Annotated in this window: 20 protein-coding genes; 16 read left to right on the forward strand and 4 right to left on the reverse strand. The window is 39.3% G+C overall.

The annotated features are described in order from the left end of the window. Positions 1-46 precede the first annotated feature (46 nt). Together V7112_RS18495 and V7112_RS18500 are read left to right on the forward strand one after the other, a co-directional pair. Positions 47-802, forward strand: a complete 756-nt coding sequence (locus tag V7112_RS18495) for a (S)-benzoin forming benzil reductase (protein WP_335422580.1) — start codon at positions 47-49, stop codon at positions 800-802. 105 nt (positions 803-907) lie between these two features. Then, entirely contained in the window at positions 908-1,858 is a 951-nt protein-coding gene (locus tag V7112_RS18500; protein WP_335422582.1) for a Gfo/Idh/MocA family protein, read from the forward strand. Between the two features lie 39 nt (positions 1,859-1,897). Here V7112_RS18500 and V7112_RS18505 read toward each other — a convergent pair whose 3' ends face one another. Continuing rightward, positions 1,898-2,869, reverse strand: a complete 972-nt coding sequence (locus V7112_RS18505; protein WP_335422584.1) for an ABC transporter substrate-binding protein — start codon at positions 2,867-2,869, stop codon at positions 1,898-1,900. Positions 2,870-3,399: 530 nt separating this feature from the next. Between V7112_RS18505 and V7112_RS18510 the strand changes: the two genes are divergently transcribed. The 5 genes from V7112_RS18510 to V7112_RS18530 all read left to right on the forward strand — a co-directional run bounded on the left by V7112_RS18510 (position 3,400) and on the right by V7112_RS18530 (position 7,556). Next, positions 3,400-4,404, forward strand: a complete 1,005-nt coding sequence (locus tag V7112_RS18510; RefSeq protein WP_335422587.1) for a FecCD family ABC transporter permease — start codon at positions 3,400-3,402, stop codon at positions 4,402-4,404. Then, positions 4,401-5,459 (forward strand): FecCD family ABC transporter permease, encoded by a 1,059-nt coding sequence (locus V7112_RS18515; protein ID WP_335422589.1) that lies wholly within the window; start codon positions 4,401-4,403, stop codon positions 5,457-5,459. The genes V7112_RS18510 and V7112_RS18515 overlap by 4 nt, the downstream gene beginning before the upstream one ends. 74 nt (positions 5,460-5,533) lie before the next feature. Then, complete coding sequence (locus V7112_RS18520) at positions 5,534-6,346, forward strand: ABC transporter ATP-binding protein (protein ID WP_335422591.1); 813 nt, start codon at positions 5,534-5,536, stop codon at positions 6,344-6,346. Between the two features lie 183 nt (positions 6,347-6,529). Then, a complete protein-coding gene (locus V7112_RS18525) occupies positions 6,530-7,336 on the forward strand; it encodes an IucA/IucC family C-terminal-domain containing protein (RefSeq protein WP_335422593.1) in 807 nt (268 codons plus the stop codon). Beyond that, on the forward strand, positions 7,308-7,556 hold the full coding sequence (locus V7112_RS18530; protein WP_335422596.1) for a YusU family protein: 249 nt from the start codon (positions 7,308-7,310) through the stop codon (positions 7,554-7,556). Before V7112_RS18525 ends, V7112_RS18530 begins: the two co-directional genes overlap by 29 nt. Before the next feature lie 283 nt (positions 7,557-7,839). Here V7112_RS18530 and V7112_RS18535 read toward each other — a convergent pair whose 3' ends face one another. Beyond that, a complete protein-coding gene (locus V7112_RS18535; protein ID WP_335422598.1) occupies positions 7,840-8,205 on the reverse strand; it encodes a spore coat protein in 366 nt (121 codons plus the stop codon). A 15-nt stretch (positions 8,206-8,220) separates the two neighbouring features. Next, positions 8,221-8,535 (reverse strand): hypothetical protein, encoded by a 315-nt coding sequence (locus V7112_RS18540; RefSeq protein WP_335422600.1) that lies wholly within the window; start codon positions 8,533-8,535, stop codon positions 8,221-8,223. 203 nt (positions 8,536-8,738) lie between these two features. Here V7112_RS18540 and V7112_RS18545 point away from each other — a divergent pair, with 203 nt between their 5' ends. Then, positions 8,739-9,656, forward strand: a complete 918-nt coding sequence (locus V7112_RS18545; RefSeq protein ID WP_335422602.1) for a proline dehydrogenase — start codon at positions 8,739-8,741, stop codon at positions 9,654-9,656. 40 nt (positions 9,657-9,696) lie between these two features. Here the strand turns inward: V7112_RS18545 and V7112_RS18550 are convergent, their stop codons facing one another. Further along, a complete protein-coding gene (locus V7112_RS18550; RefSeq protein ID WP_335422810.1) occupies positions 9,697-9,846 on the reverse strand; it encodes a YuzL family protein in 150 nt (49 codons plus the stop codon). A 246-nt stretch (positions 9,847-10,092) separates the two neighbouring features. Here V7112_RS18550 and V7112_RS18555 point away from each other — a divergent pair, with 246 nt between their 5' ends. The 8 genes from V7112_RS18555 (at position 10,093) to V7112_RS18590 (ending at position 19,216) form a co-directional block, all read left to right on the forward strand. Continuing rightward, positions 10,093-12,477 (forward strand): 3-hydroxyacyl-CoA dehydrogenase NAD-binding domain-containing protein, encoded by a 2,385-nt coding sequence (locus V7112_RS18555; RefSeq protein ID WP_335422604.1) that lies wholly within the window; start codon positions 10,093-10,095, stop codon positions 12,475-12,477. A 69-nt stretch (positions 12,478-12,546) separates the two neighbouring features. Then, positions 12,547-13,725 carry an acetyl-CoA C-acetyltransferase gene (locus V7112_RS18560; RefSeq protein ID WP_335422607.1) on the forward strand — a complete coding sequence of 393 codons (1,179 nt, stop codon included), beginning with the start codon at positions 12,547-12,549 and terminating at the stop codon, positions 13,723-13,725. Between the two features lie 58 nt (positions 13,726-13,783). Continuing rightward, positions 13,784-15,568, forward strand: coding sequence for an acyl-CoA dehydrogenase family protein (locus V7112_RS18565; RefSeq protein WP_335422609.1), 1,785 nt, complete (start codon positions 13,784-13,786; stop codon positions 15,566-15,568). A gap of 429 nt (positions 15,569-15,997) precedes the next feature. After that, the gene (locus V7112_RS18570) at positions 15,998-16,357 is read left to right on the forward strand and encodes an arsenate reductase family protein (protein ID WP_335422610.1); all 360 of its coding nucleotides are present in this window, start codon (positions 15,998-16,000) and stop codon (positions 16,355-16,357) included. A gap of 109 nt (positions 16,358-16,466) precedes the next feature. Further along, positions 16,467-16,850 (forward strand): glycine cleavage system protein GcvH, encoded by a 384-nt coding sequence (gcvH, locus tag V7112_RS18575; RefSeq protein ID WP_335422612.1) that lies wholly within the window; start codon positions 16,467-16,469, stop codon positions 16,848-16,850. A gap of 255 nt (positions 16,851-17,105) precedes the next feature. Beyond that, positions 17,106-17,459: a toprim domain-containing protein gene (locus V7112_RS18580; RefSeq protein ID WP_335422614.1), complete on the forward strand. Its 354-nt coding sequence runs from the start codon at positions 17,106-17,108 to the stop codon at positions 17,457-17,459. 67 nt (positions 17,460-17,526) lie between these two features. After that, on the forward strand, positions 17,527-17,847 hold the full coding sequence (locus V7112_RS18585; protein WP_335422616.1) for a thioredoxin family protein: 321 nt from the start codon (positions 17,527-17,529) through the stop codon (positions 17,845-17,847). 94 nt (positions 17,848-17,941) lie between these two features. Then, entirely contained in the window at positions 17,942-19,216 is a 1,275-nt protein-coding gene (locus tag V7112_RS18590) for an MFS transporter (RefSeq protein WP_335422618.1), read from the forward strand. Positions 19,217-19,355: the final 139 nt, after the last annotated feature.

A 19,355-nucleotide genomic window follows, 5' to 3' on the forward strand; every position in this document is an offset into this window, starting at 1 on the left:
TTTTGTAAAGGGTAGAAAAGATAAAAGTCTAATAGGAGTGTCTTACTTGAAATATTTTATTATTACTGGAACATCTAGGGGATTAGGAGAATCCATTGTAAAACAAATTTTGGACAAGAATCACACCTTATTTTGTATTTCAAGAAAGCAAAATAATGAACTAAAAGAACTAGCATTTGAAAAAGGAATCAATCTTTATTATTTTTCTTGTGATCTCCAAAAGACAGAAGAAATTGAAAAAGTGATGGAACGAATTTTTTCATCCATTGATTTTTCAAATGCAGAAGGAATTTACTTAGTGAATAATGCTGGAATGATTGATCCAATTAAACCAATTGGAAAGGCGAGTCCAAGAGAACTAACGGAAAATGTTCATGTTAACCTGTTGGCGCCAATGCTGTTAAGCTCGTATTTTATTCGCCATACGGCAGAGTTTGCAACAAAAAAGGTGATTGTGAATATCTCATCAGGTGCTGCAAACCGTGCCAGACATGGATGGACTGCATACTCTTCGTCTAAAGCTGGAATCGATATGTTCACAAAATCAGTTGCCTTTGAACAGGAAACAGTTGAAAATCCCGTCACAATGATTTCATTTTCACCTGGTGTCATGGATACGGAAATGCAAGAGGTAATCCGAAAAACAAAGATAGAGGATTTCACAGAAGTTGAGCAGTTCATTGAATTCAAAGAGAAGGGGATGCTAAGAACGCCTGATTTTGTTGCGGGAGTTATCCTAGACCTCATCTTTAACCAAGAACTAATCAATGGTCAGGTATATGATATAAAATCATTTTTATAAAAATGAATGCCCCTTTCTTAATTACGAGGGGCTATTTTTTATGAGACGTTATAGACGATTTTGTTGGGTTGAAACTATAATAGGGAATGGGGAGGAGAGATACAATTGAAACAAGTAAAAATTGGAGTAATCGGTCTAGGGGCCATTGGTGAAAGACTCATCCAGGGCATTAATGCAAATAATAATACGAAAGTTCAAGCAGTCGTTGATACAGATAAAGAGCGTGCCTTAAGAATGGCGGATAAGCTTGGTGGGATCAATTGGTACGATAACCACAAGGACATGCTTGCAAATGAGAAGTTGGACCTTGTCTATGTAGCTGTCCCACCTAAATATCATCACGCTGTTACAATGGATGTCATTGAAAAGGGAATGCATGTGTTGTGTGAAAAACCCCTTGCGAATTCGGTTGAAGAGGCTAAGGAAATGTTCGAAAAAGCTGAGCAAGCGGGAATTATACATGCAATGAATTTCCCACTTAACTATAGTAGCCCTGCAAATACGTTTGAAAAGTTGATTAAAGAAGGATACATAGGAAAATTACGTAAACTTGAATTATCCATGAATTTCCCTAATTGGCCACGTCTATGGCAGCAGAATGATTGGGTGGCAGGTCGTGAACAAGGTGGTTTTGTATTGGAGGTAGGGGTTCATTTTATTCAATTAACCCAACGTATCTTTGGTTCAATTACGCATTTAAATAGCCGGTTAGAGCTTCCTGAGGACACGACCAAATGTGAAACGGGTGTTATTGCTTCTTTAGAATTAACAAATGGAATTCCATTTTTAGTTAATGGAATCAGTCAAATTGCCGGAATTGAGCGAATTGCTTACACAGCTTATGGGACTGACGGGACCCTGTCACTAGTAGATTGGGGTAAACTCGAAGGTGGTAAGCTAGGTGAGGAGATTCTGCCAATTGAAATTGAACAGGAAGAGACTTCAACACTCATTAATCATCTCGTTGCTGCAATCGGCGGTAAAGAAAGCAGTCTATATACATTTAAGGATGGATATGAGGCACAGATGATTTTAGATAAACTAAGAGCAAAATAAAAACAAAGGCTCCCACTGCAATTCGTGGGAGCTATTTTCTTACTTAGCTAAGTACTTTTCAATATCATCTAACATGAGGTTTGCTGCTAGTACGCCACCTGCAGTGTTCCAAATCGGGTCACTTACCTTATGAACGTTGCCTTCCTTCACTGCACTTAACCCTTTCCATAACGGATTATTAATCCATTCTTCCTCCACCTTTGTTGCTTCGCCATTTCCAGTTTCATAGGTGAAATAGAAAATAACATCTCCATCCATCAACGGAATTTTCTCTTGATCAACTTCGCGGGCAAATTGATCATTTTTGTCTTGGGCGAATAATTCCACCTGTTGCTCTGGGCGCTTTAAGCCTAATTTTTCAAAAATAACCCCTGAGAAGGAGTCCGTATAATAAATCCGAGTTCTGCCTTCCATAAAACGGATAACTGACACTTCCGTATCGGTATTGATGTTCTCTTTTATTTTATTTACATGATCCTCAAACTCGGCTAATACCTTTTTACCTTCTTCTTCTTTATTAATTGCTTTTGAATAAAGAGTAAAATTCTTTTGCCAATCACCACGTAAATCCTCTGCAAATACAGTAGGTGCAATCGCTTTTAGTTGCTCATAAATTTTTTCTTGACGCATTTTGTTGCCGATAATCAAATCTGGCTCAAGGGCAGCAATGGCTTCAATGTTAACATTGCTTTCTTCACCAACAACCTCTACACCTTCCATTTGATCCTCGATATGTGCATACCATGGGTCACCAATCCAAGAACGAACCGCGCCTACAGGTTTAACTCCCATTGCTAACAAGGCTTCCGTTCCTTCGTTAGTTAAAACGACAATTCGCTTAGGATCCTTGTTAATTGGTGTTGTACCCATTGCATGTTCCACTGTGTATGTATTCGGACTTTCTACTGCCTCATTCTTATCGGTATTATCTGCGGCTCCACAAGCAGACAATATGAGTGAAAAGATAGCCAGCGTAAGAAATCCAAGATACGTTTTTTTTCTATCATTCATTATGTATCCTCCTGTTAATTGATAATGATTTTCATTTACTATTTAAAATGATAATGTGATTTGAATCTTTAGTCAATACTAAATTGAGAATGATTTTCATTCCGTTGACAATCATTCTCATTTCCAATAGACTAAAAGAGAACTAAGTACCTGTTTTCATTGTCTATCTGTCATGCAATAGAAAGACAAGGAAAATGTATAGCAAAACAAAAAACACCTAATATTAACATAAACATGTTTAACCAAAGTCATACATGACTTTCTCAATATGTCTAGCTACAGGCGCCATCGGCTCTCGGGTCTAAGCCAATCGCTTCGGAAGGTAAAAAGCACCTTCTGATAGCGCTCGTCTTATGTTTGACTTGCACAGGACAAGGAAAGCTTCGAAGCATAATCCTCGCACGAAGAAAATGCATAGCATTTTCGAGGAAGTGCTGACATCGACGTTCCCACAGGACGTGGCGGTAGTTAGTCGATGTTCCTCAAACAGGGCGCCTTGCGCTTTTCGAATAAACAAGGAGTTTTAATAGATGGTTTTGAAATCAAATCAAGCTAAATTTGCAGGGCTTGTTATCGGAATTTTAGTATTGCTGTTATCGATATGCGCAAGCATTGTTTATGGGTACACGGATACCTCTTGGAAAATGGCTTACGAAACATTTACAGCTTATAATGGCTCAAATGAACATATCATTATTGAAACGATTCGACTACCGCGTGCACTTATTGCTGCTGCCGTTGGAGCAAGTTTGGGAATAGCAGGAGCACTCATGCAAGCTTTAACGAAGAATCCTTTGGCATCACCAGGAATTTTTGGGATTAATGCAGGAGCGGGTTTTTTTATTGTGGCCGCTGTTTCCATATTCTCGATTAATTCTTTACAAGCCTTTACCTGGGTTGCTTTTTTAGGGGCTGCAATTGCAGCATTCATCGTTTATTTTATCGGGTCACTCGGTCGGGAAGGCCTCACCCCAATGAAATTAACATTAGCAGGTGCAGCAATAGCAGCCATGTTTTCCTCGTTCACACAGGGTTTACTTGTCATTGATGAGATGGCGCTTGACCAAGTATTATTCTGGCTCGCAGGCTCAATTCAAGGAAGAAAGCTGGAAATGCTTGCAAGTGTCCTTCCATATTTGGGGGCTGCATGGATTGCTTCACTTCTATTAGCAGGTAAAATTAATATCTTAACGATGGGTGAAGATGTTGCAAAAGGACTAGGGCAGCGAACAGGGACAGTTAAACTTATAACAGCTATTACGATTATTCTATTAGCTGGTGGGGCAGTGGCAGTTGCCGGACCTATTGGGTTTATCGGCATTGTCATTCCACACTTATCACGAGCTTTAGTTGGCGTTGACCATCGCTGGATTCTTCCATTTAGCGGGATTCTTGGCGGTGTTTTACTATTATTAGCCGATATCTCCGCCCGGTATATTGTCATGCCAGAAGAAGTACCTGTAGGTGTTATGACTGCATTAATTGGAACACCTTTCTTTATTTATGTGGCGAGAAAGGGGTTTCGCAAAGCATGAACAAATATAAATCTTTTCGGATTGGGAAAAAGGGAAATATCTCTTTTTTAATTGATAATAAAGCACTTGTCACGTTTTTCATTTTAGTAGCAATAGCACTTATCTTGTTTTTAGTAAGTACTGGGCTTGGTGAAATGAAGATTGACCCAGTTACGGTTGTAAAAACACTCTTTGGATATGGAACGCGAATGGAGCAATTGGTCGTCACATCGTTTCGTTTACCGCGAATTATCATTGCCTTTTTAGTAGGGATGGCATTAGCGGCTGCAGGAAGTATTCTACAAGGAATTATTCGTAATCCACTTGCCTCACCAGATATTTTAGGGATTACAGGTGGTGCATCTGTCGCGGTTGTTGCCTTTTTAGCCTTTTTTTCAAATTCAAGTAATGCCTTAACGGTTAGTATTAAATGGATGCCAGTTGCTGCATTTATTGGTGCAACGGTTGTTGCCTTTTTAGTGTATCTATTGGCTTGGAAAAATGGAGTTTCACCTATTCGTCTCGTTTTAATAGGGATCGGGGTTTCTGCCCTCACGCAAGCCCTAACAACCACATTTATGGTAATGGGGCCGATTTATCAAGCAAGTCAGGCAAATATTTGGATTACCGGGACTGTTAATGGCTCAACATGGGCAAATGTACAAATCCTAAGTCCTGTTGTCATTATGTTATTAATCATCTGCTTTATGCTCGCACGAAACTTAAACATTCAGGAGCTAGGAGAAGAACTTGCAACTGGTGTTGGAAGTGCTGTTCAGAAGCAAAGATTTCTATTATTACTAGCAAGTACAGCACTAACAGGTAGTGCCGTTGCGTTTGCTGGTGGGATTGGATTTGTTGGCTTGATGGCACCCCATATGGCACGGAGATTGGTGGGCTCAGCATTTGGGGCATTGCTACCAACTGCGGCCCTGTTAGGGGGAATTCTCGTAATGCTAGCTGATTTAATTGGTAGAACTGTCTTTTCACCAACCGAAGTTCCAGCTGGCGTATTTACCGCTGCAATTGGAGCACCATATTTTATCTATTTGCTCTACAAGAGTAGAAACCGCTAGAGAACATCGCCGAGGCTAAGTCCATTTTTATAGCTACGGATTCAAAACATATGATTTGAAAGGGGGCGTACTTGATGAATGCATTGGAAACTGAGGGCTTAACTTTATCATATGGGGATTCGATTATCATCGAAGATTTGCATCTTGAAATCCCAAAAGGGGAAATCACTGTTTTTATCGGTGGAAATGGATGTGGAAAATCAACATTGCTTCGTTCCTTAGCAAGACTTCTAAAACCAAAACAGGGAGTTATTTTCCTAGAAGGCGAGGCTATTGCAAAGCTTCCAACAAAAGAAGTAGCGAGAAAGCTTGCTATTCTTCCACAAGGACCAACTGCCCCTGAAGGCTTGACTGTCCTTCAGTTGGTCAAACAAGGTCGTTACCCTTACCAAAACTGGCTCAAGCAATGGACTGAAGAAGATGAAAAAACGGTCAAACATGCATTAGAGGCCACAAATATGACTGATTTTGCAGAACGGACAGTCGATTCACTCTCAGGGGGACAACGCCAACGTGCTTGGATTGCGATGACACTTGCCCAACAAACCGATATTATTTTACTTGATGAACCAACCACCTATCTTGATATGACACATCAAATTGAGATTCTCGACCTTTTATTTGAGCTAAATGAAACTGAAAAACGAACCATCATCATGGTTTTACATGATATAAATTTAGCTTGCCGTTATGCGCATCATATTGTAGCGATTAAGGACAAACAAATCTACGGGCAGGGAAAACCTGAACTTGTCGTTAATAACAGTCTAGTAAAAGATGTATTTGGAATGAATTGTGAAATTACCGTAGATCCGTTGTTCGGAACACCTTTATGTATCCCGCACGGCAAGGGAAGACGGATTAACTATATTCAGCAGAAGTGCTGAATATAGTTAAAGCCTCTGGCGGATGCCACTATTTTTCAAAGGAAATTTTTCGAGGCGTAAGATCAAAGACTAAGACCGCCACATCCTGATGTCATCGTCTTTGTGACCCACCTCGTGTGGGCATGAAAAATCGAGAAGCAAATACGCCAGGCGAATTTGATTAAATAAGATAGGAGTATAACGATGTCAAACCACCTTTTGGAAACGGAAATCGAAGAATTAAAGGAATTTCGTTTTAGTGATAGGCAAATTCCATCAAGTTTATCAAGTCCGGTTTCAGAGCTTTTTGAAGAAGAGAAAATGAAGCTGTATTTGGAGAATGTCGGGGATAGAATTTCAGCACCAGATAAGCGAGTGGCGGCATCGATGTTCATGAAACGTTATGGATTTTTCGCAGTCCTTAATTTGTATGCAATGACGATTTTAAACAAACGATTAAATGTGTCCTTGTCTAACATTTCATTAGAAACAAGTGATGAAGAGAAAATCTGGTATTGGAATCCGAAGTTTTATTTCTCTGATCTTCAGACCGTGACTGCACCTTCCGATTCTCGAGATGAATGGCGAGACGAAACTATTCGTGCCATTTTTCATGATCATATCCATGAAGTCTTAATGACCCTTACAAAACATTCAGGTCTATCGAAAAAAGTCCTTTGGGAAAATATTGCGATTTATGTGTATTGGCTCTATGAATCTGTGTTGGCAAAATCAAAATTTGATGTTAAACGAAATAACATCCAGAAAGACTTCGAGTACCTCGTGAAGAAAGCAGATGGGGAACTTTTCGGTCAGATTCCATACAACCCTTTATCACGTTACTTTGGTGTAAAGGTATATCGCCCAGAGTACGACCAAAACATCCGAACAAGGAAAACATGTTGTCTTTACTATAAAACTACGAGCACCGAAGACCGCTGCAAAACATGTCCACTAAATTGTAAAATAGGAGATAAGAATGATGAATCAAAAAATAGAAGAGCAAATTGATGGATTGCTAGAAAAATATACAGAGCTTTTGCTTGGAGAAAGTTCACCGGAATTAAAGGAAAAAGTAAAACTTTGGTCGCTCTATATGCATATTTCAAAATCAATGCCACCTCTTGCGAAGCACTGGAACGAAACGTACCCAGATGCAAAAGAAGGGATCAAGGAAATCATTGCTGATATAAAAAAGTTAAATGAGGAACATCGTTCACGCAAAAAGTAAGAGATGAGGCACCTTTAGAGGGCTTCATCTCTTTTTTCCTATGTCTAGATCCAGGCGCCATCGGCTCTCGGGTCATAAGCCAATTGCTTCGGAAGGTAAAATGCACCTTCTGTCAGCGCTCGTCTTATGCTTGACTTGCACAGGACAAGGAAGGCTTCGACAGCATAAACATCGCACGAAGAAAATGCAATGCATTTTCGAGGAGGTGCTGACATCGATGTTTGCCACAGGACGTGGCGGTAATTAGTCGATGTTCCTCATTTCAGGGCGCCTTGCACTTTTCCTATTGAATGTGGTTTGGAAATTGTGTAGTTGTATAATTATAAAACTGCTGTAGCTTTTGTTGAACCTTTTGTGTTTCTGCTTCCTCTAGCTTATACCATCCATTTTTAAACATGAGATTATAAAGGTCTCGTTGACAATCCAGTGTTTCATTAAAAATGGAATGGATATCCTCATATAATCCGTCATGACTCATCTCATGTAAAGCCGTCGTATAAGCCGATGTCATGTATTTTTCTGTTGCTAACATATCGTTGATAAAATCACGGTCGTTCATTTGTGGCGTTTTTGGAACAGTCGTTTTTGGGTTTTTCACTTGGTTTTGACTTTGATTTTGATTCATCTGCTGATTCATTTGCTGATTCATTATGTAGCCCCCTTTTTATTGCATTTGCTGGCTTTGAATTTGACTTTGACTCGGTTGCTGTGGCTGTTGCCCTGTATGCTTTTGCATATGATCTAAAATCTGACGGTAGTGGCGCTCATGCATTTGGCATGCTTTTTCTAGCGCTTGTGAGATTTCAGGCATCTGGCATTGACCCGCATAGAAGTGTGCCTTTTTTAAGGCCAAAAGGTTCCATGACATCATATCGGTTAAATACAGCAGATCCTTTGAAGTGATAACTGCTGGTGCTTCTGGCATTTGTGGTCCCTTTGGTGTATAAAAAGATTGCTGTTGTGGTTGCTGTTGTTGCATATTTAAAAACCTCCTTATCTAATTTTTTCAGTATTAGGTTGCCAATAAAACGTTTTTGTATGCATAGCATACAATACTTAATGTAAGCGTTTAGCGAATTTTTTTTAGTAGTATATTCAAAGCAAAATAATCGTGATAAACTATATGTGAAATTAAGAGATTAATAGATTGCAACTAGAGAACGTTTCGAGGGGGAACTTGGAATGGAACAAGTTTTACGAAATTTCTTTTTATTTTTATCGAAAAATAAAGCGTTTACAAAGGTAGCGAGAAAATATGGCTTACGCTTTGGTGCCGCAAGGTTTGTCGCTGGAGAAACAATTCATTTAGCGGTTGAGAAAATCAAAGAGCTTAACGCAAAGGGCCTTGCGGTTACCATCGATTATCTGGGGGAATTTGTCGATAGTGTGGAGGAAGCTAATCAAATGGCTGAAGGCTCAATCGAGGCAATAAGAGCAATTGGTCGAGAGAAATTAAATGCACAGCTTTCTTTAAAAATGACCTCAATGGGATTGGATATTTCAGATGAGGTTGTGATATATAATATGCGCAGAATTCTGGATGCTGCAAAGGAAAACGATGTCTTCGTAACAATTGATATGGAGGATTTCACAAGGTGCGAAAAGACAATCGAGATTTTTAAAGAGCTTCGAAAAAACTACGATAATGTAGGAACGGTTATTCAAGCCTATTTATACCGTACTGTCAAAGATATTGAGGATTTAAATGAGTATCACCCAAATCTTCGCCTAGTAAAGGGTGCCTATAAGGAGTCTCCTGAAGTGGCATTCCCTGAAAAGAAGGATGTGGATGAGAACTTTAAAAAAATTATAAAAATGCATTTGTTAAATGGAAACTATACAGCCGTTGCTTCACATGATGAGGCGATCATTCAATATACGAAGGATTTAGTGAAGGAACACAATATCAGCCACGATCAATTTGAATTCCAAATGCTGTACGGAATACGTACGGAACGTCATGAGGAGCTTGTTAAAGAAGGTTATACGATGCGCGTGTATGTTCCGTATGGAACCGATTGGTATGGTTATTTCATGAGACGCCTTGCCGAACGTCCAGCAAATGTTGCATTTGTATTGAAAGGCGTGTTTGGGAAGTAGGTTGTTGATTAAGGGGCTGTGCCATAACAGCCCCATTTAATTATTCTTCTCCGCCCGTATTATGCGCACCGTATTGCTGGTTGGTGGACCCAGTTTTCCCGAATTTTTTTCTGGAATCAGGTCCTGCATTTCCTTTTACACTAGCTGCACTCACAGCCCGTTTTGATGGATTTTTATCAACTTTCGCCATTTGATTGTCACCTCCATCTTTTAGAATCACCTGATACTCCTATTTCAATGCGAAGAAGAAAATAAAAGAAAAATTGTTTCGTGAATATATTGCGAAAATTTAAATATTGATTTATATTTAGATATAAAGAAACTCATTCTTATTGGTTATGCTAAATTCCACCGGGTGTAATTGATTAGGAATATTTTTTTTGAAGCAAAAATGAATGAGTATTCATTCAAATCGAATCGAAGGGGGAAAATGTGAATGATCCAAAGCATTAAAAGAGCTGCAGTACTTGGTTCGGGGGTTATGGGCTCAGGTATAGCTGCACACTTAGCAAACATCGGAATACCTACCTTACTATTAGATATTGTTCCTCGTGAACTTTTAGAAGTGGAAGAAAAGAAAGGGCTTACACTCGAGAGTAAAGAAGTTCGAAATCGATTAAGTAATATAGCTGTCCAAAAGCTGCTAAAACAAAAGCCGGCACCGCTAACCTCCAAGGAAAACATCGCTCTTATTTCAACTGGGAACATTGAAGATGATTTGGCAAAGCTTGCAGAAGTGGATTGGATTATTGAAGTGGTTGTTGAAAACCTTGACGTTAAGAAAAAGGTCTTTAGCCAAATCGACGAGGTAAGAAAACCAGGAAGCATTGTAAGCTCCAATACATCTGGTATTTCGGTTGAAGCAATGGCTGAAGGACGTTCAGAAGATTTTCAAAAGCACTTTTTAGGAACACACTTCTTCAACCCACCGCGTTATTTAAAATTGCTTGAAGTGATTCCGACAAAAAACACAAGCCCAGAAGTACTTTCTTTTATGAAAAGTTTTGGTGAGGATGTACTCGGTAAAGGTGTCGTTGAAGCGAAGGATACACCTAATTTCATCGCAAACCGAATTGGCACATATGGCTTGCTTGTAACCGTTCGTGAAATGCTTAAAGGTGGATACAGCATCGGTGAAGTAGACTCCGTCACAGGTCCAATGATTGGCCGGCCGAAGAGTGCAACCTTCCGCACTCTTGATGTTGTGGGACTTGATACATTTATCCACGTTGCAAATAATGTTTACGAGCAAGTTGAAGGTGAAGAAAAAGATGTTTTCAATGTTCCTGATTTCATGAAAGCAATGCAGGAAAAAGGATGGCTTGGAAGTAAAACCGGTCAAGGGTTCTTCTTGAAAAAAGGCAAGGAAATTCTTGAATTAAACCCTGAAACACTTGAATACCAAGAGCGCAAGAAGCTTCAAACGCCAGTCACTGCATCCATTAAACAAGTCAAAGGTACAGCGAATAAGATTAAAACCCTTCTATATGCAGAAGATCGTGCTGGAAAGCTTTTATGGAATATTACAAGTCCGGCTCTCATCTATTCTGCGAATCTTCTAGGCGAAATCGCAGACGATATTGTCGCCATTGATGAGGCAATGAAATGGGGCTTCGGCTGGCAATTAGGTCCATTTGAAATGTGGGATGCAATCGGTCTCGAAAAATCTGTTGCTAAAATGGAAGCAGATGGTGTTGAAGTACCAGCATGGATTAAAGAAATGCTCTCAAACGGAAATACATCCTTCTATAAAACAGAAAATGGTACTGTTTCTTATTATCAAAATGGGGAATACAAAGCCATTAAGGTGAATCCGAAAAATATTCATATTAAAAAACTGAAAGAAACAAATGGCGTCATTAAGAAAAACAGTGGGGCTAGTTTAATAGATTTAGGTGATGATGTCGCCTTATTAGAATTCACATCACCCAATAATGCAATTGGTTTCGATATTATTCAGATGATCAATTACTCCATAGAAGAAGTGGCGAAAAACTATAAAGGCTTAGTCATCGGAAACCAGGCGAAAAACTTCTGTGTTGGTGCAAACCTTGCGATGATCTTAATGGAAGCACAGGATGATAATTTTTATGATATTGACCTTGTTGTACGTAATTTCCAACAAGCGATGATGAATATCAAATATAGTGAAAAGCCGGTAGTGGTAGCACCATTTGGTATGACCCTTGGTGGAGGAGCAGAAATCTGTTTACCGGCGGCGAAAATTCAAGCCTCAAGCGAAACGTACATGGGGCTAGTTGAAGTAGGTGTTGGTGTGATTCCTGGTGGTGGTGGTAACAAGGAACTTTATATCAACCATCTTCAAGGAATGCCTACAGGAGTAGAAGTTAACCTTCAAAATGTTGCAAATAAAGTATTCGAAACAATCGCAATGGCAAAGGTTTCTACTTCAGCTGAAGAAGCTCGAACAAATAACTTCTTAACAAAAGAAGACGGTATCACCATTAACAGTGATCACCTTATCTATGATGCAAAACAATCTGTATTAGCATTATCCGCACAAGGCTATAAGGCTCCAGTGCGTAAGAAAGTACCAGTGGTTGGTGAAACAGGCTATGCAACTCTCCTTTTAGGTGCACAAGCAATGAAATATTCAGGCTATATTTCAGACCATGATCTTAAGATTGCGAAGAAGCTTGCATGGGTTATAGCAGGTGGTAATGTTCCATATGGTACCGAGGTTGATGAGCAATACTTACTTGACTTAGAACGTGAAGCATTCCTAAGCCTTGTTGGTGAACCAAAGACACAGCAAAGAATGCAACACATGCTAGTAAAAGGAAAACCGTTACGTAACTAAACATACATGCTTGAAGGAGATTGAAATCTTCAATCTCCTGCTGCGGTTAAAAAGTTAGGAGGGAATGTATTGAGAGAAGCAGTCATCGTTGCCGGAGCGAGAACCCCGGTTGGAAAAGCGAAAAAAGGAACCCTTGCAAACGTAAGACCAGATGATTTAGGAGCATTAGTTGTCAAAGAAACATTAAGGCGTGCAGGGAATTATGAAGGAAATATTGATGATTTAATCATAGGATGTGCCATGCCTGAGGCAGAACAAGGCTTAAATATGGCACGAAATATTGGAGCCTTAGCAGGACTACCGCATACAGTTCCAGCAATCACTGTGAATCGTTATTGTTCTTCAGGACTTCAATCAATTGCCTATGCTGCAGAAAAAATTATGCTGGGTCACTCGGATACGGCTATTGCGGGTGGAGCAGAGTCGATGAGTTTAGTCCCAATGATGGGTCATGTGGTTCGCCCTAATGCAAAGCTTGCTGAAACAGCACCTGAATACTATATGGGGATGGGTCACACTGCTGAACAAGTTGCAGTCAAGTATGGTGTTAGCCGTGAAGACCAAGATGCTTTTGCAGTAAGAAGTCACCAAAAAGCGGCAGCTGCTATTAAGGCAGGTAAATTTGTAGATGAGATTGTTCCAGTGGACGTTACTCTTCGACAAGTTGAATCCAATCATAAATTGGTAGAAAAGCATGTTCAATTCTCACAGGATGAAGGGGTACGTGAAGATACGAATCTTGAAGTATTAGCAAAATTAAGACCAGCATTTTCAGTGACTGGTTCAGTTACTGCAGGTAATGCATCACAAACGAGTGATGGTGCAGCAGCAGTCATGGTGATGGATCGTGAAAAAGCGACTAGCTTAGGATTAACACCATTCGTGAAATTTAGATCGTTTGCTGTAGCAGGGGTACCACCTGAAGTAATGGGAATCGGTCCAGTAGCAGCCATTCCAAAAGCGCTCAAAATGGCAGGTCTGGAGCTTTCTGATATTGGCTTATTTGAATTAAATGAGGCCTTTGCATCTCAATCACTTCAAGTTATTCGTGAGCTTGGTCTTGATGAAGAAAAAGTAAATGTAAACGGTGGCGCAATTGCACTAGGGCATCCACTTGGTTGTACGGGAGCGAAATTAACACTTACATTAATGCATGAAATGAAGCGTCGCAACGTACAATTTGGTGTTGTAACAATGTGCATCGGTGGCGGAATGGGAGCAGCTGGGGTATTTGAATTACTGGCTTAAAATTTATGGCTAGCCAAAAGGTTAGCCTTTGATAAAACTATTTTTAGGGGGAAACAATATGTCAAATGCAACTGATAAAGTCGTTCTAGGTGGAGGATTTTTAATCGAAGACCTTGAAGCAGACCGTGTCTTTACACCGGAAGATTACACAGACGAGCATAAAATGATTGCAAAAACAACTGAGGACTATATAGCGAATGAGGTTCTGCCTCAGGTTGAACATCTTGAAAACCATGAGTTTGATCGTTCTGTTAAATTACTAAAAAGCGCAGGAGATCTTGGACTTTTAGGTGTAGACGTGCCAGAGGAGTATGGTGGTCTAGGACTAGACAAAGTAAGCTCCGCATTAATAGCTGAAAAAATGGCAAGAGCAGGTGGCTTCTCCATTTCTCACGGAGCACATGTTGGAATTGGATCTCTTCCAATTGTTCTTTTTGGTAATGAAGAGCAAAAGCAAAAATACCTTCCTAAATTAGCAACAGGTGAGTTGCTGGCAGCATATGCCTTAACAGAGCCTGGTTCAGGATCTGATGCACTAGGTGCAAAGACCACTGCTAAATTAAATGCAGAAGGAACACATTATGTCCTAAATGGTGAAAAGCAATGGATTACAAACGCAGGTTTTGCTGATGTATTTATTGTATATGCAAAAATTGATGGCGATAAATTCTCTGCATTCATTGTTGAACGCGAGTATCCAGGAGTTTCTACAGGTGCAGAAGAAAAGAAAATGGGAATCAAAAGCTCATCTACCCGTACATTAATTCTTGAAGATGCCCATGTACCGTTCGAAAATCTTTTAGGAGAAGTTGGTAGAGGGCACGTTATCGCATTTAATATTTTAAACATTGGCCGTTATAAGCTAGGTGTTGGTGCGGTTGGTGGAGCCAAGAGTGCATTCGAACTTGCGGTTAAATACGCCAATCAACGTCAGCAATTCAAAACGCCAATTTCAAAATTTGGTTTAATCCAAGAAAAATTGGCGAACATGGCAACAAAAATTTATGCTGCTGAATCTAGCGTGTACCGTACGGTTGGATATTTTGAGGACCGTATGGGTCAATTATCAGAAGAAGAAGTGAAAAATGGTAAGGAAGTAGCTAAGTCAATTGCCGAATATGCAATTGAGTGCTCCATCAATAAATTCTTTAACACAGAGGTATTGGACTATGTAGTGGATGAAGGGGTTCAAATCCATGGTGGATACGGTTTTATGCAGGAATATGAAATTGAAAGAGCATATCGTGATTCACGTATTAACCGAATCTTCGAGGGAACGAATGAGATCAACCGCTTATTAGTACCCGGAACCTTCCTTCGTAAGGCATTAAAGGGAGAATTACCTTTACTTGAAAAAGCAACTCAGCTTCAAGAAGAGCTTATGATGCTAATGCCTGAAGAGGTGGGTGAAGGTGTTCTTGAACAAGAGAAATACCTCGTTCGTAATGCGAAGAAGATTGGATTAATGATTGCGGGTCTTGCTGCACAAAAATTTGGTCCAAAGCTAGAAAAAGAACAAGAGATCCTAGCAAATATTGCAGATATCGCTGCAAATATTTATGCGATGGAATCAGTTGTTCTCCGTACTGAAAAAGCAATCAATAAATTAGGCGAAGATAGGAATCAGCAAAAGATCCTTTACACACAAGTATTTGTTCAAGAAGCATTCAATGAAATTGAAGCACATGCAAAAGAAACACTTGTTGCAACAGAGGAAGGCGACGTATTGCGTATGATGATATCGGCTTTGCGTAAGTTAACACGCTTTACTCCTGTGAATGTGATTGCGAAGAAACGAGAAATTGCAGCAACCCTAATCGAGGCAGAAAAATACACTGTGTAATAAAATTCTTCTGAAGAAGCTCCTATCTACATGGGGGCTTTTTTATGTGAAAAATGAAGGTTTTTTCTTTTCTTTGCAGGATAAACTGGAATTGAGTCGAAATTAATCAATGGAAATATCGAATAATTTTTAATTCAAAATTGAATATGATAAAATATTCAATGTGGCTAGGCTAGCTCCAGCGCCTAGCCCCTCGAGCTCATAAGCCAATCCGTCAAGAATGATAAAAGGCATCATTCTCGCCGGCTTTTCTTATGCTTGTCGGACTTGCACAGGACAAGGAAGGCTTCGACAGCATAAACATCGCACGAAGAAAATGCACCGCATTTTCGAGGATGTGCTGACTTCGACGTTTGCCACAGGACGTGGCAGTAGTTAGTCGATGTTCCATTCAAGGCGCTTGCGCTTTTTAATTAAGGTGGTGAGAAGATGACATTAACATTTTATTGGTATCCGAAATGTGGAACCTGTCGAAAAGCGAAAAAATGGCTGGAAGAACATCAAGTTGCCTTTGAGGAAATACATATTGTAGAAAATCCACCATCCAAAGAGCAGTTAAAAGAAATGTATCAAAAGAGTGGATTGGAGTTAAAGAAATTCTTCAATACAAGTGGTCAAAAATATCGTGAACTTGGGCTAAAGGATAAAGTGAGTTCTGCTTCTGAGGATGAATTGCTAGAGCTACTTGCATCTGATGGAATGCTAATAAAGCGCCCGCTCACTACGGATGGGAACAAGGTCACGGTTGGATTTAATGAGGCGAAATTTGAAGAGACTTGGGCAAAATAACCCGGATGAAAGACCTTTTTAAGGACTTTTACATAAACATTTTGTTGGGAAAACTCAACGAAATGAGTAAAACATATTTCATAAATTCGAATTAAATGGAGGGTACAAAATGAGCACACCTAAAGAATTACGTTATTCTGAAGAACATGAATGGGTGAAAGTCGAAGGAAATAAAGTACGTATCGGAATTACAGATTTCGCACAATCTGAATTAGGTGATATCGTATTCGTTGAACTTCCTGAGGTTGGCGACGAAATCCAAGCTGACGAGCCATTCGGAAGTGTTGAGTCTGTAAAAACTGTATCTGAGCTTTATGCACCAATAAGTGGTAAAGTTGTTGAGATTAACGAAGACCTTGATGACAGCCCAGAATTCGTAAACGAATCTCCATATGAAAAAGCGTGGATGATTGTTGTTGAACCCGCAAATGCCGGAGATGTAGAGAACTTAATGACAGCTGAGCAGTACGAAGAAATGATCAAAGAAGACTAATTTCTCTTGATGAACCATGGTAGGAAGTTTCCCTATTCATGGTTCTTTTTTTGATTAGTTATGAATGTTTAGGACACCATATAAATAAGGATAAAGGGCGTGGCAGTGGTGATTTTTCCACTGCCTTTTTTTGACTCAGCTGCGTAAATAATTCACCAAACCATAATCTTCTCTATAAAATGAAGGAAAAGCGGTTGTACACAACGAATAGTTGGTATAAGCGCATAATAATGTAACTCGAAGACAGGTGATAAAATGGTGGCTTTTGACGATATAGACAAAGTAATCATAGTTGAGGGGAGAACAGACAAAAAGAAGGTCGAAACGGTTGTGAATGAACCTGTTGAAATCATTTGTACAAATGGAACGATTAGTATTTCGAAACTTGATGAATTAATTGAACGTTTATTTAATAAAGATGTATATATTTTAGTGGATGCTGATAGTGCCGGTAATAAGCTAAGAAAACAATTTAAACGTGAATTTCCTGAAGCAAGGCATTTGTTTATCGATAAAACATATCGCGAGGTTGCGACAGCCCCTGAACAGCATATTGCAACAGTACTTCTTTCGGCAAACATAGATGTTCATGCAGAATTTTTATTGTAGTAAGTGTGAATCATATATACTTTCTAAAAATCATGCTACAATAATAAGCAATTAAGGATGTAAAGGGTTGGTTGTAGTAAAGATGAAAGAGTGGAATGAACAAGAAATTGAAACCAAACTCTCTGATGCGGAGGAGTTTTGGCTTTATTTATATACACCGATGTGCGGAACCTGCCAAGTGGCATCAAAAATGATCACGGTAGTTGATGAATTACTTACTAATGTAAACATTGGAAAAAGTGATCTCAATTATTTACCCGGGAAAGCAATGGAATGGCAAATCGAGAGTGTCCCTTGTTTAATGCATCTCAAAGACGGGAAAGTGACAAAAAAATACTATGCTTTCCACTCGGTTCCATATCTGCTTGAAATACTATCAAAACACTAACAACGCTACCTTAGCGTTGTTTTTTTATTGCAATTTTTGTGAAAAGTTGTATGATATTTAGGGAATCGAAGTAAATAGAACTTAGGGAGCACATATGAGCAGCATAGTTACTGGATGGAAAGCACAATACAAATCATACAATCAAAATATTAAACTATTTATTTTTACGACTATTTTTACACAGCTCGGCATGGGTATGTTCACGATCATGTATAACTTCTATGTTCGAGAACTGGGCTATTCTGAGCAAACTAATGGAACAATCATTGCCATGACTGCTTTGGCATCGGCCATTATTCTCGTACCCGCAGGTCTTATGAGTGACAAATTTGGAAGAAAAAAAGTGATGTTGCTGGGTATGGCTGTTTCAACAATCGCATTCTTTGCAAGAAGTATCCTAGATGTTGAACAGCTACTCGTAGCGACAGCATTTTTAACTGGTTTGTCAACGGCCTTTATTCAGGTTTCTGGTATCCCATGGCTTGCGGAAAACTCAACCGCTAAGCAAAGGGTTCATCTCTTTAGCTTTCATTCAGCAATCATGATGGGTGCCCAGGTGGTTGGAAACATTGCAGGTGGAGCATTGTCTGATGCATTTCAATTTATATTTCATATAAGTGGACTTTGGAGCGTAAGAATCACGCTTTTAATTGCAACGATAATCTATGTTGTAGGAATTCTACCAATACTTAAAATGAATGAACAGCGGAGACAACCGGAGATTAAACCAGTAGAATCCTTTGGTCAAAAATTAAAAACAAATAAATCGCAAATTAAACTTATTGCTCTGTTTGCCTTTGCACAGATGATTATCGGGTTTGGTTCTGGATTAGTTATACCATACCTGAATTTGTATTTTGCAGATCGCTTTCTAGCTAGTAATACGATAATAGGTTTAATACTCTCATTAGGGCAAGCAGCAACAGCAATTGCGATGATTATTGGACCCTACATTGTAAGTAAGGTGGGAGAGGTTCGCGCAGTCGTTTATTTGCAATTATCATCGCTTCCTTTCCTTTTACTCACAGGGTATACTGAAAATCTTTATATAGCCGCTATCGCATTTTTATTTAGGCAAGCATTAATGAATGCGGGTAACCCAATCCAAGCATCACTTGTAATGGGACGTGTAAATGATTCAATGAAGGGTCTTGCTAATTCAGTGAATCAAATGGTATTTTCATTAGGGTGGGCATTAATGGGACCTGTATCGACCTCAATTGTGATGCTGCATGGCGCATATTGGGGGTATGCTTATGTGTTTACAATCACGTCTGTCTTGTATTTAATTGGATCACTTTATTTCCTATTTGTTTTCAGTAGAAAATCTTTTCGTGATGAAGAAAAACCACTTGCAAAAATATCATGACATGACATATTTCCCAGGAGTTCCGAAATATAAAATAAACGCAGAATTTAAAATTGCTTATTTTTTCTAAAAATTCCTATTGACTTATAATAGATAAAGAGTTAGCATGATAGTATTCAATTAAAGTATTAAAATTTCA

Origin of the sequence: Bacillus sp. JJ1566, assembly GCF_036962685.1 — a bacterium.
Lineage (GTDB): Bacteria > Bacillota > Bacilli > Bacillales > Bacillaceae_L > Ferdinandcohnia.